Source organism: Paramagnetospirillum magnetotacticum MS-1, from assembly GCF_000829825.1.
Lineage (GTDB): Bacteria > Pseudomonadota > Alphaproteobacteria > Rhodospirillales > Magnetospirillaceae > Phaeospirillum > Phaeospirillum magnetotacticum.
The window spans coordinates 93883-108527 of the sequence record NZ_JXSL01000009.1; the positions used below are offsets into that span (position 1 = coordinate 93883).

General features: G+C 64.1%; 17 protein-coding genes. 8 read left to right on the forward strand and 9 right to left on the reverse strand.

Annotation, left to right across the window (positions count from 1 at the left end):
* Positions 1-51 precede the first annotated feature (51 nt).
* On the forward strand, positions 52-1497 hold the full coding sequence (gene ccoG / locus CCC_RS00845) for a cytochrome c oxidase accessory protein CcoG (protein WP_009869622.1): 1446 nt from the start codon (positions 52-54) through the stop codon (positions 1495-1497).
* Here ccoG and CCC_RS00850 read toward each other — a convergent pair whose 3' ends face one another.
* The 6 genes from CCC_RS00850 to CCC_RS00875 form a co-directional block, all read right to left on the reverse strand.
* Positions 1498-2193: a Crp/Fnr family transcriptional regulator gene (locus CCC_RS00850; protein ID WP_009869621.1), complete on the reverse strand. Its 696-nt coding sequence runs from the start codon at positions 2191-2193 to the stop codon at positions 1498-1500. It lies immediately after the preceding gene.
* A gap of 72 nt (positions 2194-2265) precedes the next feature.
* A complete protein-coding gene (locus CCC_RS00855) occupies positions 2266-2682 on the reverse strand; it encodes a DUF6691 family protein (protein WP_009869620.1) in 417 nt (138 codons plus the stop codon).
* Positions 2682-3077: a YeeE/YedE family protein gene (locus CCC_RS00860; RefSeq protein ID WP_407668812.1), complete on the reverse strand. Its 396-nt coding sequence runs from the start codon at positions 3075-3077 to the stop codon at positions 2682-2684. The genes CCC_RS00855 and CCC_RS00860 overlap by 1 nt, the downstream gene beginning before the upstream one ends.
* A 17-nt stretch (positions 3078-3094) precedes the next feature.
* Entirely contained in the window at positions 3095-3454 is a 360-nt protein-coding gene (locus CCC_RS00865; RefSeq protein ID WP_009869618.1) for a carboxymuconolactone decarboxylase family protein, read from the reverse strand.
* Positions 3455-3589: 135 nt separating this feature from the next.
* Positions 3590-4993: a sensor domain-containing diguanylate cyclase gene (locus CCC_RS00870; RefSeq protein ID WP_236686257.1), complete on the reverse strand. Its 1404-nt coding sequence runs from the start codon at positions 4991-4993 to the stop codon at positions 3590-3592.
* A 91-nt stretch (positions 4994-5084) separates the two neighbouring features.
* Positions 5085-5420, reverse strand: a complete 336-nt coding sequence (locus CCC_RS00875) for a hypothetical protein (protein WP_009869616.1) — start codon at positions 5418-5420, stop codon at positions 5085-5087.
* A 207-nt stretch (positions 5421-5627) separates the two neighbouring features.
* Here CCC_RS00875 and CCC_RS00880 point away from each other — a divergent pair, with 207 nt between their 5' ends.
* The gene (locus CCC_RS00880) at positions 5628-7331 is read left to right on the forward strand and encodes a hypothetical protein (RefSeq protein ID WP_009869615.1); all 1704 of its coding nucleotides are present in this window, start codon (positions 5628-5630) and stop codon (positions 7329-7331) included.
* A 186-nt stretch (positions 7332-7517) separates the two neighbouring features.
* Here CCC_RS00880 and CCC_RS00885 read toward each other — a convergent pair whose 3' ends face one another.
* The gene (locus CCC_RS00885) at positions 7518-8471 is read right to left on the reverse strand and encodes an ion transporter (RefSeq protein ID WP_236686258.1); all 954 of its coding nucleotides are present in this window, start codon (positions 8469-8471) and stop codon (positions 7518-7520) included.
* Positions 8472-8710: 239 nt separating this feature from the next.
* Between CCC_RS00885 and cobA the strand changes: the two genes are divergently transcribed.
* Positions 8711-9484, forward strand: a complete 774-nt coding sequence (gene cobA / locus CCC_RS00890) for a uroporphyrinogen-III C-methyltransferase (protein WP_041039232.1) — start codon at positions 8711-8713, stop codon at positions 9482-9484.
* Positions 9477-10235, forward strand: a complete 759-nt coding sequence (locus CCC_RS00895; RefSeq protein WP_009867533.1) for a CbiX/SirB N-terminal domain-containing protein — start codon at positions 9477-9479, stop codon at positions 10233-10235. Before cobA ends, CCC_RS00895 begins: the two co-directional genes overlap by 8 nt.
* Here CCC_RS00895 and CCC_RS00900 read toward each other — a convergent pair.
* Positions 10219-10452: a DUF6967 family protein gene (locus CCC_RS00900; RefSeq protein ID WP_009867534.1), complete on the reverse strand. Its 234-nt coding sequence runs from the start codon at positions 10450-10452 to the stop codon at positions 10219-10221. The genes CCC_RS00895 and CCC_RS00900 overlap by 17 nt on opposite strands.
* Entirely contained in the window at positions 10449-11315 is an 867-nt protein-coding gene (locus tag CCC_RS00905; protein ID WP_009867535.1) for a TauD/TfdA family dioxygenase, read from the reverse strand. Before CCC_RS00905 ends, CCC_RS00900 begins: the two co-directional genes overlap by 4 nt.
* Positions 11316-11553: 238 nt before the next feature.
* Here CCC_RS00905 and dsrA point away from each other — a divergent pair, with 238 nt between their 5' ends.
* From dsrA to tusC, 4 genes are read left to right on the forward strand one after another with little or no spacing between them, the layout of a single operon-like run.
* The gene (dsrA, locus tag CCC_RS00910) at positions 11554-12804 is read left to right on the forward strand and encodes a dissimilatory-type sulfite reductase subunit alpha (RefSeq protein ID WP_009867536.1); all 1251 of its coding nucleotides are present in this window, start codon (positions 11554-11556) and stop codon (positions 12802-12804) included.
* Positions 12805-12816: 12 nt separating this feature from the next.
* Positions 12817-13887, forward strand: a complete 1071-nt coding sequence (dsrB, locus tag CCC_RS00915) for a dissimilatory-type sulfite reductase subunit beta (RefSeq protein ID WP_009867537.1) — start codon at positions 12817-12819, stop codon at positions 13885-13887.
* Between the two features lie 11 nt (positions 13888-13898).
* Positions 13899-14258: a sulfurtransferase complex subunit TusD gene (tusD, locus tag CCC_RS00920; RefSeq protein WP_009867538.1), complete on the forward strand. Its 360-nt coding sequence runs from the start codon at positions 13899-13901 to the stop codon at positions 14256-14258.
* 4 nt (positions 14259-14262) lie between these two features.
* The gene (tusC, locus tag CCC_RS00925) at positions 14263-14643 is read left to right on the forward strand and encodes a sulfurtransferase complex subunit TusC (protein ID WP_041039234.1); all 381 of its coding nucleotides are present in this window, start codon (positions 14263-14265) and stop codon (positions 14641-14643) included.
* Positions 14644-14645 lie beyond the last annotated feature (2 nt).

Here is a 14645-nt window from a genome sequence, read left to right on the forward strand (position 1 = left end):
GGGTCCGCCGCCCCATAGGCTTTGTGCGCTAATCACAGCGAAAGAGCCTCCATGTCCATGCTCGGCAAGACGCCACAGCCGTCCCCGGCCTGCCCCGCCACTCCCGCCTATGCCGCCTCGGCCAAGATCCACCCCAGAGGGGTCAAGGGGCGTTACCGCAGCATCAAATGGTGGGCCAGCGTCTTGCTGCTGGCCTATTGGCATCTGGCCCCGCTCATCCGCTGGGATCGCGGCCCCGGCGCGCCCGGTCAGGCCATTCTGGCCGATATGGCCGGGCGGCGCGGCTATTTCTTCTTCATCGAGATCTGGCCGCAGGAAGTCTATTTCCTGACCGGCCTGCTGTTCTTCGCCGCCATCGCGCTGTTCATGATGACCTCCCTGGTGGGGCGTGTCTGGTGCGGCTTCCTGTGCTGGCAGACCGTCTACACCGATCTGTTCGTGGCGGTGGAACGGCTGGTGATCGGCGAGCGCAACCAGCGAATCGCCTTCGACCGCGCCCCGCTTAGCGCCGGAAAGCTGGCCCGAAAGGCCCTGGTCAACGCCATCTGGCTGTCCATCGCGGCGGCCTGCGGCATCGGCTTCACCTTGTATTTCGGCGACGCCTTCGAGATGTTGCGCGACATCTTCAGCGGAGAAGCCAGCACCGCCACTTATGGGGCCATCGCCGTGGTGGGCGGGATGTGCTTCCTGCTGGCCGGATATGCCCGCGAGCAGGTGTGCATCTATATGTGCCCCTATGCCCGCTTCCAGTCGGCCATGTTCGATGAGCATTCGCTGATCATTTCCTACGAGGCCTGGCGGGGCGAGACGCGCGGACCGGCTCCGGCCAGCCGCGACTTCACCGGGCGCGGCCATTGCGTCGACTGCCTGGCCTGCGTTCAGGCCTGCCCCACAGGCATCGACATTCGCAACGGCAATCAGTTGGCCTGTATCGGCTGCGGGCTGTGCATCGACGCCTGCAATCAGGTCATGGACCGTTTCAAGCTGCCCCACGGCCTGGTTTCCTATGATTCCTCGGCCAATCTGGCGGCGCGCGGCGAAGGACGTGAAGGCGGCCTGCGCCTGATCCGGCCGCGTACCTTGGCCTATGGCGGTATCCTGACCCTGGTGGCTTCGGTCATGCTGTTCCGGCTGGTGACGCGGCCCGATGTGGACGTCAACGTCTTGCACGAGCGCGCACCGCTTTTCGTGCAGATGTCCGACGGCTCCATCCGCAATGGCTATGTTTACAAGATCCTCAACATGAAGGCGCAAGACCGCACATTCAAACTGCGCCTCGCGGGGGTCGAAGGCGCCACCATTTCGGTGGTGGGCGGTGAAGATTCCGTGGCCGAGGCCGAAATGCAGGTGCCACGCGATTCCGTGGGCTCGTTCCGCCTCTACGTCACCATTCCCGCCGACAAGATCGTGTCCAAGAGCATGCCGGTGAGCTTCCAACTGACCGCGCCCGACCGTGAAGTGAAGACGGAAACCCTGTTCGCCGGGCCCGAGAAGTAATCATCCCTCGCCCGCGATGGCATCAAGGGCGGCGAGATCGCGCTGAAACAGGTTCTGCGCGATCTCGGTGACCACGCCCAATCTCTTGAACTCGGCCACCACCCGGCTGGCGGTTTCCGGGGTGATGCCCAACAGGGCGCCCAGATCCTCGCGCCCGAACAGGCGGCACTGGGGCGCCGCCTCGGGGGCCAGCAGACGGAACAGCCGCGCCACGCGCTGGCGCGCGCTGCCAGTGGAAAGCTCGCGGGTGCATTCGTGGGACCGCTGGACCGCGTCGTGCCACTTCTTCATCAACTGGCGGTGCAGCTTTGGCGAAAGGCGACTCACCACGTCGCGCGGAATGCGGCAAACCTTGGCCGGAGACAGGGCCACCGCCGCATGCTCGTAGCTGTCGGCCACCGTGGCTTCCAGCCCGGCCACGTCGCCCTGGCCCAGCAGGCTGACGATGCGGTGATTGCCGTCGGGAAGATACTGTTCCAGCTTGAACAGTCCCTCCCTGACCGTGAAAACATGCCCGGCCTCCTGGCCCGGCTGGTATAGGGCGGCCCCGGCTGGCAGGCGGATATCCTCGATGGGCAGATGAACGACGCCGAAATCCTCGTTCTTGAGGTCGGCGAACAACACCAGGTCGCGGATGGAGCATTGCTCGCACGAGGCCAGCCCGCGCCAGGCCGCCTCGATCTCGTGGTCACGCATGAAGGGTCTGGCCCCAATCCGAGAAAGGCGGGCAGGATAGCCCTGCACGGCCTCCCGGAGGAATAGGCCTTATTATCCGTTCTTCGCACCCAATCGGGCCACGCCCAGCAATCCCGCGATGAATCCCGCGACGAACAGCAGCGCCACCGGATATTGCACCGAGACCGCCAGGGCGGGCGCCGGACACAATCCGGCCAGGCCCCAGCCCGCGCCAAAGAGGGTGGCCCCCGCCAGCAGGCGGGGATCGATGCGCGACGGAGGGAAAGCGGGCATCTCCGCGCCGGTCAGGGTCCGGCCGCGATGGCGCAGCAGCCACTGCCCCACAAAGGCCATGGCCACCGCCCCGCCCATGGTAGCAGTCAGCCGAGGGTCCCAATGCCCGAAGAAATCCAGAAAGCCCACGACCTTGGCCGGGTCCGTCATGCCCGACAGGGCCAGACCGGCGCCGAACACCACGCCGATCAGCAGAAAGACAAGGACGCGGCTCATCACGCGGGGACTCCCACCAGGGTGACCATGACGGCGCCGACCGCGATGAACAAAATGGTGGCGACCAGGGAACGGGGCGACAGTCGCGCGATGCCGCAGACCGAATGGCCACTGGTGCAGCCATTGGCCAGGCCAGCGCCCACTCCCACCAGAAGACCGGCCAAGGCCAGCCTGGGGGCCGAGGCGAAGGAGACAGGGGCACCGCCCCCGGTCAAGACCTGGACCAACAAGGCCCCCAGGGGCAACCCGATCACGAAGGCCACCGCCTCCATCTTCCCGGCCAGGGCATTGCGCACCAGACCGCTGACCCCGGCCACCCGGCCATAGGTCAGCATCAGCCCGGCCGCCGCCAGCCCGATCAGCAGCCCGCCCGCCAGGGCAAGGCCCCAATCCATGGGCGAGAGCGCCACCATTACTCGGCGGCCTGCTTCTTGGCGGCAAACTGGTCATAGGCCTCCAACGCCAGGGCGCCGTACATCAGCGACGGTCCGCCGCCCATATAGACCGACATGGCGATGGTCTCCATCACCTCGTCGCGGGTGCCGCCCAGATCGACCACCGCCTTGGCGTGGAAGGCAAGACAGCCGTCGCAGCGCGCCGCGATGCCCAGGGACAGGGCGATCAGCTCCTTGGTCTTGCCGTCCAGCGCCCCGTCGGCGGTGGCCGCCTTGGCCATGGCGGAAAAGCCCTTCATCACCTCGGGCACCCCGCCACGCACCTGGCCCACCATCTTGGACAAGCCGTTGGCCAGTTCGTTCCAATCCTTGAGCATCACGCACCTCGTCCTTTGGAATCATCACAATATGTTAGATTGCTCTAATATATCGTGATGCCGCCAGGATTCAAGGCCAGCCCGCGCAGTTTCCCCCGCGTGGAGCGCATGCGGGCATGCTCGAAGTGAATTGAATCAGGACGGCGTGGCGCCTACCACCTGATTGCGTCCGCCATCCTTGGCGGCGTAGAGCATTTTATCGGCCCGCCCGATCAGATCCTCGAAGGACTTGTCCTTGGGATCGAGTGTCGCAACCCCGATGCTGACCGTAAAGCCGACCATTTCCGAGCAATCGCTGACAGCCTTGGCGGTGTCCTGGACGGCGGCCCTCAGACGCTCGGCAATGACCAGCGCTCCGGCCATTTCCGTTTCCGGCAAAATCACGGCGAATTCCTCGCCTCCAAAGCGGCCGACCTTATCCTGATCCCGGATGATCCCGGTTATGGCTGTGGTCAGAGCCTGGATGGCCCGGTCGCCGGTGGGATGGCCCCAGGTGTCGTTGATCGCCTTGAACCGGTCGATATCCACCATCAACAAGGCGAGATGAGCGCCGTAGCGCCGGGCACGGGAAAACTCGTGCAGCCCGGTCTCCACCAGTTGCCGCCGGTTGGCGACCCCCGTCAACATGTCGGTGGTCGCCAGTTTGCGCATTTCCTCACGCTGATGCAGCGCGGTCAGATGGGCGCGCAACACCAGCAAAGACAGCGCGACCAGGAGCGCGAAGCCGCCGCCCAGCTGCCATGCCCGCCGCCTCCATTCCCGCAGCACGCCCTGCTTGTCGAAGCCGACGATGATCAGCACCGGAATATCTTCGATCTTGCTGATGCCGAAGATGCGTTCGCGCCCGTCCAGGGGGGAAACGGCTATGAAGGTGGCGCTGGAGCGCGTCTCGCCGAAGTTGGGCTGATCGGCCGGAGGCGGCGCGGGCTTGCCGATGGCTTCGGGTAGGGGCGGGTTGCGGGCCAGCAGGGTCGCCTCTGTGTCCACCACGGCCAGGACGTCATGCTCGGCGATGTCAAAGCTGCCGATCCATTTCTGGGCGAAGTCGAGATCGATGGCCGCCAGCGCGCCGCCAAGCAGGCGCCCTTCCGGGGAAACGCGGTGACGGGAGACCAAGATCACCGGCCTGTGACTGGCCGATTTCTCGGCAGGCACATATTGGACATAGGCCTTGTCCTCGACCTGCGCATTGCGCTCCTCGCAAGCCTTCTGCTTGCTCTTGAACCCGATCAAACGGGTGTCCGCCGCAGCAAGAAAGACGCAATCGGCTCCGTAAACCGAGATGCCGGCGATACCGGGAACGGTCGCCGTCTTTTGCGCCAGCCAGACCGAAAGGCGGGTGGCATGCTCGGAACTGCGGGCGGCAGCCGCCACCTCCGCCTCCCCCACTTTGCCGTTGATGTCGCGCAAAACATAATCGGTGGACAAGATGGTGGTGCCAAACCACTGACTCATGAACTGGCTTTTCTGGACGGCGAGACTGGCCCTGTCGGCGATGATGCCGTTTCGCCCATCGGCAAGGTCAAGCGCCAGCACCACGGCGACCACCGCAAACGCAAGTATCCCGGCGCAGCAAATCCCCAGCGCGCTCCTGGGGAGGCGTGTTCCGCTCGCGTGCTTCACCGCCGCTTCAATGCCCGGACGGACGGGCCGGAGGACGGGCGGCGGGTGGAGGCGGAGCACCAGTCGGCGGGCGGCGGGCGGGACCTTCGTCGGCCTCTTCGTCGGGCACTTTCTGGCGGATCACGAAGCCCTGAAGGGCCCAGCCGATTACGTAGAAGGTTCCCACGAAGAACCACAGCCCCGACAGGGCGAAGATCACCGCCCGGTGCAAGGCGTCGTCACCGGCGCCGAATGTGCCCATGGCCCACATCATGGGGGAAGCGAACAATACGGCCACCGCCCCGGCCAGCCCCAGACGGGTCCAGCCCGTGGAACGAATATAAGAAATTCTATAGGTCGACATCGCCTTACGCTCCTCCCCCGGCCCATACCCCATGGGATGCGTGGGTGATTCTGGACGTTCCCCGAAAGATCCGCAACCCGCCTTGTGAAGAGGAATCCCGTGATTATTCGAATAATCCCGTGACATAGTGTGTCGGCAACAGCTATTTTTTCCGTGTTCAGCCAGTCTGGCTGACATTTCTGAATTTCGTTGCGGACGAGGACCAGAATGGTCTCCAGTCGGGAAAATTTTGAAGTCCAGGTCAGCAAGGGCGGCCGCTGGGCGACCGAAACGGTCGTGCCCAAGGAAGTGGAGGCGCGGGCGCTCGCCAAGAAATTCCTCGCCGACAAGAAGTGCGAGGGGGCTCGGATCGTCCGCAACTGGATGCGCTCCGACGGCACCATGGACGAGACCGAGATCTTCGCCCAGACCCGCTCGGTCAACGATGACGGCCCGGTGCGCATCTCCCAGATCGACGACGTCCCGGAGAAATGCGAGACCCCGGACGAGTTCATGGGAACCGCAGGGCGCAGCACGGTCAACCGCATCTTCCGCAGCTATCTCGACAAGGCGATCCTGACGCCCACCGAGTTGATGCACAATTACAAGGAATTGAAGCGGCTTCAGGAAAAGGACTCCCTGGTGCCGTCGGCCGTCGATCGCGTATCCCTGTTACAGACCAAGGATACCGACCAGGATTCCAAGTCGCGCAGCCAGGAAATCTTCAAATCCATCGACGACATTTCGGCGCGCGCCAAGCGGGTCGAGAATATCGAACTTCCAAAGCTGGAAGGCCGCTTTTCCGACGCCATCCGCGCCATCCGGACCAAAGCCAGCGGCGAGGACGTCGATTATCTGGCCATGGTGCTGCTGTCGCGCGACCTGATCAATGCGCGGTCCTGGGTGGGCAAGCTGGAGTTTCTTTGCAAGCTGGCCATCGACGACAGCGACCCCCACGCGGTGGAAATGCTCGACGGTGTCATCGCCGATGTCCTGGGCTCCAATGTGGTCCAGGAGATCCTGGGCTGGCAGCCGGGCTTAGGCGCCGCCATCTGCCGCATGTTCGATCTGGCCGATGGCAAGTTCCCCACCGAAAAGAGCGAGGCTGGCGAATCCGCCGAGATCCTCAACCGCCTGTTCGCCGAAAAGAAACTGCCCATCAGCCGCGCCTGTCTGCTGGACCGGGCCCATCGCCAGATCAAGTCGCCCAACCCGCTGATGCGCAGCGAAAGCGGCAAGGAACTGGAGGAACTGAAGAAGCTGGTGGAACGCACCATGACGCCCACCGGCTTCATCTCGGGTCCCGAGACCGCCGAGGCGCTGACCATCCGCTATTCCCGCCAGATCGAGCAGGGCGGCGCGCCGGGGCGCAAGGCCACCGTCAACGGCCTGTTCCGCATGTTGCCCGATCGCGGTCTGGGCCTGGTCTATATCTGCAATCTGGCCGCCACCCCCTGGGGGGCCGAGGCCATCGCCGACATCGCCGAACTGGTGGATTACTGCCTCTCGGCCCGCCATCTGGGCGATTTCTGCGTCCGCTCTCTTCCGCCTAAGGAAAAGATGCTGCGCGCCACCCTGGCCCACAAGACAGCCGCCGCCACAACGGCCCTGCCGCCTGCGGTGCGCGAGAAAATCTGCGCCTTCATCGACACCATGCTGGAGGCCTATCTGGTCACCGAGCAGATCGTCGAGAAGCTGGACCACCAGGATTCCCATCTGCGCGACCGCGCCGTTCGCCTGGTGCAGTTCTGCGCCGCTGGCGTCCTGCCCGAGGGCAAGGCCATGAACCGCGCCCGCCAGCGCATCCTGGCCCTGTTGCGCCAGCCCAATTTCGACGCCCATTTCATCGACGGCTTCACCGATGCCGAGCGGGCCCAGAAGGCACTGCGCGACTTCCACATCCTGCTGGTCAAGGCCGGTTTCGGCGGTTAGAGCGTTCAGCTTCCTCGGCTGTAAGGGCCACGCCCAGACGCTGTGGTTTTCCAGTATCCACTGGCGCCGAGGTCACCACGAAGGCACGAAGGCGTAAAGGACCACGAAGGATTCTTCGCCTGCCTTCGTATCTTCGTGCCTTCGTGGTGAATCCGGCTGATGCCGTTTCCAGGCCGGGCGGGCGGATCAATCCTCTTCCGGACCGGAATGAGGGCCATGTAGCGGTTTGGCGCAATGCGGGCAGAGATGGCCCGTCTCCACCGATTGGCGCAGGATCAGCGAAGCCTCTTCCTCGGAGAGCTGCAAGCCGCGCCGGGTGCGCTCCAGCAGGCGGCGCTCCGTTCGGTTGATGCCGCCGCCGTCCTCCAGCGCCTTTTCCACCGCCTCGCGGTACTCCTCGCGCCGGATGCGCATCTGCTCGGAAAAACCGGACGCCAGAACACCGGCAGGCAAGGCGATCATGCCCACGCCCAAAATAGCGGTCAAAGCGCCCAGCATGCGGCCCAGGGGCGTGATGGGCACCATGTCGCCGTATCCAAGCGTGGTCAGCGTCACCACCGCCCACCACATGGAGGTCGGAATATCGCTGAACACATGGGGCTGAGCGCGATGCTCGAACAAATAGATCAGGCTCGACGTCAGGACCAGAATCACCATCATGACGAACAGCACGGCGCCGATGGAGCGGGCCTCCTGCCGCGCCACGGCGCCCATGACGTTCATGGCCATGGAATAGCGGCCCAGCTTGAAGACCCGCAGCACGCGCAGAACCCGGATGGCGCGCAGGTCGATCTCGACGACGATGCCCAGAAAGAACGGCAGGACCGACAGAAGATCGACGATGGCCATGGGCGACACCGCCCAGCGCAGCCGCCCCCAGACCGGGTGGTGGAACCGGGAATCGTCCAGTTCCACCGCCGTCCACAGACGCAGCGCGTATTCCAGGCTGAAAATGGCCACCGAGGCCAGATCGAAGACATGGAAGACCGGCCCGTGGGCGATGGACAGATGCTCGATGGATTCCAGAACCACCGCCGCCACATTCAGAACGATCAGAGCGATGAGAAAGGCATCCACCACCTTGACCAGCAGGTCGGAATGGCCCTCGCCGCCCAGCATGTGGTAGACCGTGCGCCGCAAGGTCCGCCTGCGCCGCACATGCCGGTGGCCCGGATGCGGATGCACCGGATGCGGGCGGGGCGGCTGCGGATGGGCGGAATGGCTTGGGGTCACAAATCGGCCGATGTCAAAGACGTTAATTTGCGCCACCATATCCGACCGGCCCCGGTCAGGGGAAGGGGCGGACGGCACCTGAATTCGGTAGCGCCCATCACGGGCATTACTTTAGTGTATAATAATATAATTGAGCGGGAGAGGCCATGAGCACGGCCAAGTCGGATACGAAGCCAGGACGGGTGTTTCTGATCGGGGCGGGACCGGGAGATCCCGACCTGCTGACCGTCAAGGCGCTACGTATGATTCAAGGGGCGGGGCTGGTGGTCTATGACCGACTGGTCAGTCAAGAGATCATGGACCTGATTCCGGCTTCGGCCGAGCGCATCTATGCGGGCAAGGCCCTGGGCAATCATCATCTGGTCCAAGACGAGATCAACGATCTGCTGCTCGGTCTGGCGCTTTCGGGCCGCGACGTGGTGCGCCTCAAGGGCGGCGATCCCTTCGTCTTCGGACGCGGCAGCGAGGAAGCCCTGTTCCTGGCCCGCCACGGCATCGGCTTCGAAGTGGTGCCTGGCATCAGCGCCGCCGCGGGCTGTTCCACCTATGCCGGTATTCCGCTCACCCATCGCGGGCTGGCCACCGGGGTGCGTTTCGTCACCGGGCATCTGCGCGAGGACCGCAGCCTGGACCTGGATTGGCCCAAACTGGCCGACCCCGACATCACCCTGGCCGTCTATATGGGACTGCAGGCCCTGCCCGAGATTTCGTCGCGCCTGATCGCCGCCGGTCTGCCGGGCGACACCCCCGCCGCGGCGGTCGAAAGAGGCACCACGCCCCGCCAGCGCCGGGTGATCGGCACGCTGACCACCCTGCTGGACCTGACCCGCGCCGCCGGATTACAGGCCCCCACCCTGCTGATCATCGGGCGGGTGGTCAGTCTGGCCGACGAGTTGGACTGGTTCAGCAAACATGCTTGAAAGCTCCGCCCTGATCCTGGTGGGACACGGTTCGGGCAACTACCCCGATGCAGCCAAGCCCATCCAGGTGCTGGCGGAGTCCATCCGTGGGCGCGGGCTGTTCGCCGAAGTTGCGGCGGTCTTTATGAAGCAGAACCCACCCCTCTCGGCGGCCCTGTCCCTGGTGAGCGCCCAAACGGTCTATGTGATCCCGGTCTTCGCCGGACGCGGCTATTACACCGGTACCCTGATCCCGCGCGAAATAGGACTGACCGGTCAGGTAACGCAGATCGGCAACCGCCGGGTGATCTATAACGAACCGGCGGGAACCCATCCCCGCCTGCCCGGTCTGCTGGCCTGCCGCGCCGATGGGGTGGCGCGCGCCTGCGGCTGGGCGCCGACCAAGAGCAGCCTGCTGCTTATCGCCCATGGCTCGGCCCGGCCGGGGGGCGCGGGCGAGACTCCGCGCGCCATCGCCGCCGCGCTGGGCGCCATGAACCATTTCGCCGAGGTGGAACTGGGCTTTCTCGAGCAGGAGCCCTTCGCCCAAACCTGGCCGGAGATGATCAAGGGAGACCGCGTGGTCGCCCTGCCCCTGCTGGTCGCCCAGGGCATGCATGCCGGGCGCGACATCCCGCCCCTGTTCGGACTGAAACAGGGCGAGACCGGCCCGGTGGAAAGCCGTGGCCGCCAGGTGACGCTCGCCACCGGACTGGGCGCCGAGCCTGAACTGGAAGAGATTATTCTCGATCTGGTCAGGGGCTCGCCTTAACCCACACCTCCATCACCGCCATCATCTCGCCTACCGTCTTCTCGTCCAGATCGACGATGGTGAAGCGGGCGCGGCCTTCCTTGATGCGCATGCGTAAGATCCGCAGGCCACTTTCGTGATCCACGGCGGAAAAGCTGATCTCGCGGCTCCAGGGGGCGGCCAGGCTGGCCAGCGGAGTCACGGTTTCCTTGGCGAATTGGGGATCGTCGGTGGTCATGAAATCCTCTCATGGTAGCGCGCGCGGTAGAGCAGACGAGGAAGGGCGGGATCGTCCTTGAAGGGCTCGCGGGTGTGCAGCGGGTTGTTGGAGACCAGCCCCTGGCCGGGCTCCAGCACATGTTTGAAGATATGGGGCGAGGGGCCGTCCAGCAGGCGCCGGATGGCATCGGCGGCCGGGGCTGCGGCCTCGGACCAGATGACGTTGCGGGCGCGCGCCGTATAGCGCATGTGCAAGGTCCCATCGGCATTGATCGAGAAGACCGGCCCCACCGTGGCCGGGCGGGCAAGCCCCTCCTCGTCATTGCCGGGAATGGTCATGGCGTCGGGTTCCATTAGCGCCCGGATCATGTCGGGGCTCTCGTCCCGGAGCTGGATATAGAGCATCTCGTGATCCATCAGCCGGTTGGCCCCGCCCTCGGCGGCACGTCCGGCACAATGGAGCAGCAAGGCCCGCACGGTGCGTTCCGGCGGATTGTAATAGCCGTCGGTGTGCCAGGTGATGGGGCGCTCGGTATAGGGGATATAGCGCGACCGCGTTCCCTCCCGATGGACCGATAGCGGCGTGATGCCGTCATCATCGGCCAAGGCATTGGCATCCAGGGATGCCAGCCCCAGCCGCGTGGCCAGGGCTTTAAGCGCCTGCTTGTCATCGCGCTGGCGCCTTTGCCGCTCGGCATAGACCGCCATGTTGCAACGCCCCAGCCGGGCCAGAAGTGCAGCATGCTCGGCCTCGGTCAGGGCTGCGATATCGCCCACCTCGACCACCAGATCGGCCACGCATTGGGGCGCACCGGCCATCTTTTCAGCCCGCCAACGTTGATAGTCCAGCCCATCGTCGAGTTGGAAATAGCTTGGAATCATTGGAAATTTCCCTCCCCCATTATTTTCATGCGAATTCTCTAAAGAATCCACTTGGATCGACGGCATTCGAAATATTATGATCATCGAATGTAATGGGCTGCACAGAACGGCCCAACGAATCAGGAGAGGTCCGGGAGCAACGCTTCCCAACGGATCGACGGAATTATCCAGCGTATTGCCGCGCCGTTCTGGCGTGCGTGCGAACGCGTAGTGACGACGGTGAGGGAGCGAAAACGCAATGTCGAAGAAGATGCCGCCGACCCCCATGCTCGACCAGTTGGAAAGCGGTCCCTGGCCCAGCTTCGTGACCGGCTTGAAGCGTCTGGCCGAGGACGGGGACAAGCCCAGCGCCAAGATCATGCAGGGCCTGCTGGGCCAGTTGGAGCACAGCTACCAGACCCGCAAGGGCTATTGGAAGGGCGGCACGGTGGGCGTGTTCGGCTATGGCGCTGGCGTCATCGCCCGCTTCTCCGAGCAGGCGGCCCAGTTCCCCGAAAGCGCTGAATTCCACACGCTGCGCATCATGCCCGCGCCGGGCTTCTTCTACGACACCAAGACCCTGCGCCAGATGTGCGACATCTGGGAGGAACACGGTTCAGGCCTGATCGCGCTGCACGGCCAATCGGGCGACATCATGTTCCAGGGCTGCCGCACCGAGCAGGTGCAGCCCGCCTGGGACAAGCTGAACGCAATGGGCTTCGACATGGGCGGCGCCGGTGCCGGTGTGCGGACCGCCGCAAGCTGCGTCGGACCGGCCCGGTGCGAGCAGGCCTGCTACGACACCCTGGCCGCGCACCGCGCCATCATCAACGACTTCACCGACGATATTCACCGGCCCTCGCTGCCCTACAAGATGAAGTTCAAGTTCTCGGGTTGCGCCAATGACTGCGCCAATGCCACCCAGCGCGCCGACGTGGCCATCTTAGGCACCTGGAAGGACGACATGCAGGTCGACCAGAAGGAGGTGCAGGCCAAGGTCAAGCAATTGGGCCGCAAGGAATTCATCAATCAGGTGATCCGCATGTGCCCGACCCAGGCTCTGGGGCTCAACGACGACGACACGCTGGACGTGGACAACAAGTCCTGCGTGCGCTGCATGCACTGCATCAATGTCTGCACCAAGGCCTTAAAGCCCGGCAAGGAAAAGGGCATCTGCGTCCTGGTGGGCGGCAAGCGCACCCTGAAGATCGGCGATCTGATGGGCACCGTGCTGATCCCCTTCATGAAGCTGGAGACGGAAGAAGATTTCGAAAAGTTGGTGGAGCTGGCCCACAACATGCTCGACTTCTTCGCCGACAACGCCCTGGAGCACGAGCGCACCGGCGAAATGATCGAGCGTATCGGCCTGGTCAATTACCTGGAAGGCCTGGGTCTCGAACTCGACGTCAACATGATCAATCAGCCGCGCACCAATTCCTACGTCCGCACGGACGGATGGGACGAGGAGGCCCGCAAATGGGCCGAGCGCAAGACTTCGGCCGCCGAGTAGGAGACCCAGGATATGAGCGAACTTCGTCGTCCCGTCGAATGCGGTGTTCCGGATTCCAAGCAGTTCATGCACCCGGCCCTGGTGAGGAATTACGGCAAGTGGGCCTTCCACGACCGTCCCCGCCCCGGCGTTCTGCGCCATGTCTCGGATTCGGGCGAGGCGGTGTTCACCGTCAAGGCCGGTACCCAGCGTCAGATGGATGTCCACACCATCCGCAAGCTGTGCGACATCGCCGACACCTTCTGCGACGGCCATGTGCGCTTCACCGTGCGCTCCTCGGTGGAGTTCATGACCACCGACGAGTCCAAGGTGGAAGCGCTGGTCAAGCGCCTGGAGGCCGAGGGCTTCCCCGTGGGCGGCACCGGCAACTCGGTGGGCTTCATCAGCCATACCCAGGGCTGGCTGCACTGCGACATCCCCGGCACCGACGCGTCCGGCGTGGTCAAGGCGCTGATGGACGAACTGGTCCATGAGTTCAAGTCCGAGGAAATGCCCAACCGCGTCAAGATCACCACGTCGTGCTGCCAGATCAACTGCGGCGGCCAAGGTGACATCGCAATCAACGTCCAGCACACCAAGCCTCCGGTGATCAACCACGCTTTGGTGGCTGGCGTCTGCGAACGTCCGGCGGTGATTGCGCGGTGCCCCGTCGCGGCCATCCGTCCCGCTTTGGTGGACGGCAAGCCCTCGCTGGAAGTGGACGAGAAGAAATGCGTGTGCTGCGGCGCCTGCTATCCGCCCTGCCCGCCCATGCAGATCAACGATCCCATCCATTCCAAGATCGCCATCTGGGTGGGCGGCAAGCATTCCTCTACCCGGTCCAAGCCCATGTTCCACAAGCTGGTGGCGGCGGGCCTGCCCAACAACGCGCCGCGCTGGCCGGAAGTGGCCGAGGTGGTCAAGAAGATCCTGGCCGTCTACAAGGCCGATGCGCGGGCCTGGGAGCGCATGGGCGAATGGATCGAGCGCATCGGCTGGCCCCGCTTCTTCGAACTGACCGAACTGCCGTTCACCAAGTATCACGTCGATAACTGGCGCGGCGGCCGGGCCAATCTCAACGCCTCAGCGCATCTGCACTTCTAGGGGGACGAACCATGAAGTTCGCCGTTCTGGTCAATGAAGGCCCCTACAACCATCAAGCCGCCGACAGCGCTTTTCAGTTCTGTAAGGCGGCCCTGGACAAGGGCCACGAGATCTTCCGCGTGTTCTTTTATTACGACGGCGTCAACAACGCGACCAGCCTGGGCCAGCCGCCCAGCGACGACCGCAATGTGACCAAGAATTGGCAGAAGTTGGCCGAGGAGAACAAGGTCGATCTGGTGGTCTGCGTCGCCGCGGGCCTGCGCCGCGGCATCACCGAATCCAACCTTGCCTCGGGCTTTCGCATCTCGGGCCTGGGCCAGTTGATCGAGGCCGGCATCCATGCCGACCGTCTCGTGACTTTTGGAGACTAAAGCCATGGACGATATGGAAAGCGGCATCGTCAAGAAGTTCATGTTCGTCAACCGCAAGGCGCCCTATGGCACCGTCTATGCGTTGGAAGTCCTCGAGATGGTTCTGATCTCGGCCGCCTTCGACCAGGACGTCCATCTGGCCTTCCTGGACGACGGCGTGCTGCAGATCAAGAAGGGCCAGACCCCGGCGGGCATCGGCACCAAGAACTTCTCGCCCACCTACCGGGCGTTGGAGGGCTACGACATCGAGAAGCTGTATGTGGAAGCCGAAAGCCTGGCCGAACGCGGCCTCACCGAGGACGACCTGCTGGTCGACGTGGAAGTCATCAGCCGCGCCGAAATGGGCAAGCTGATGGCCGACATGGACGTGGTTCTGACGGCTTAAGG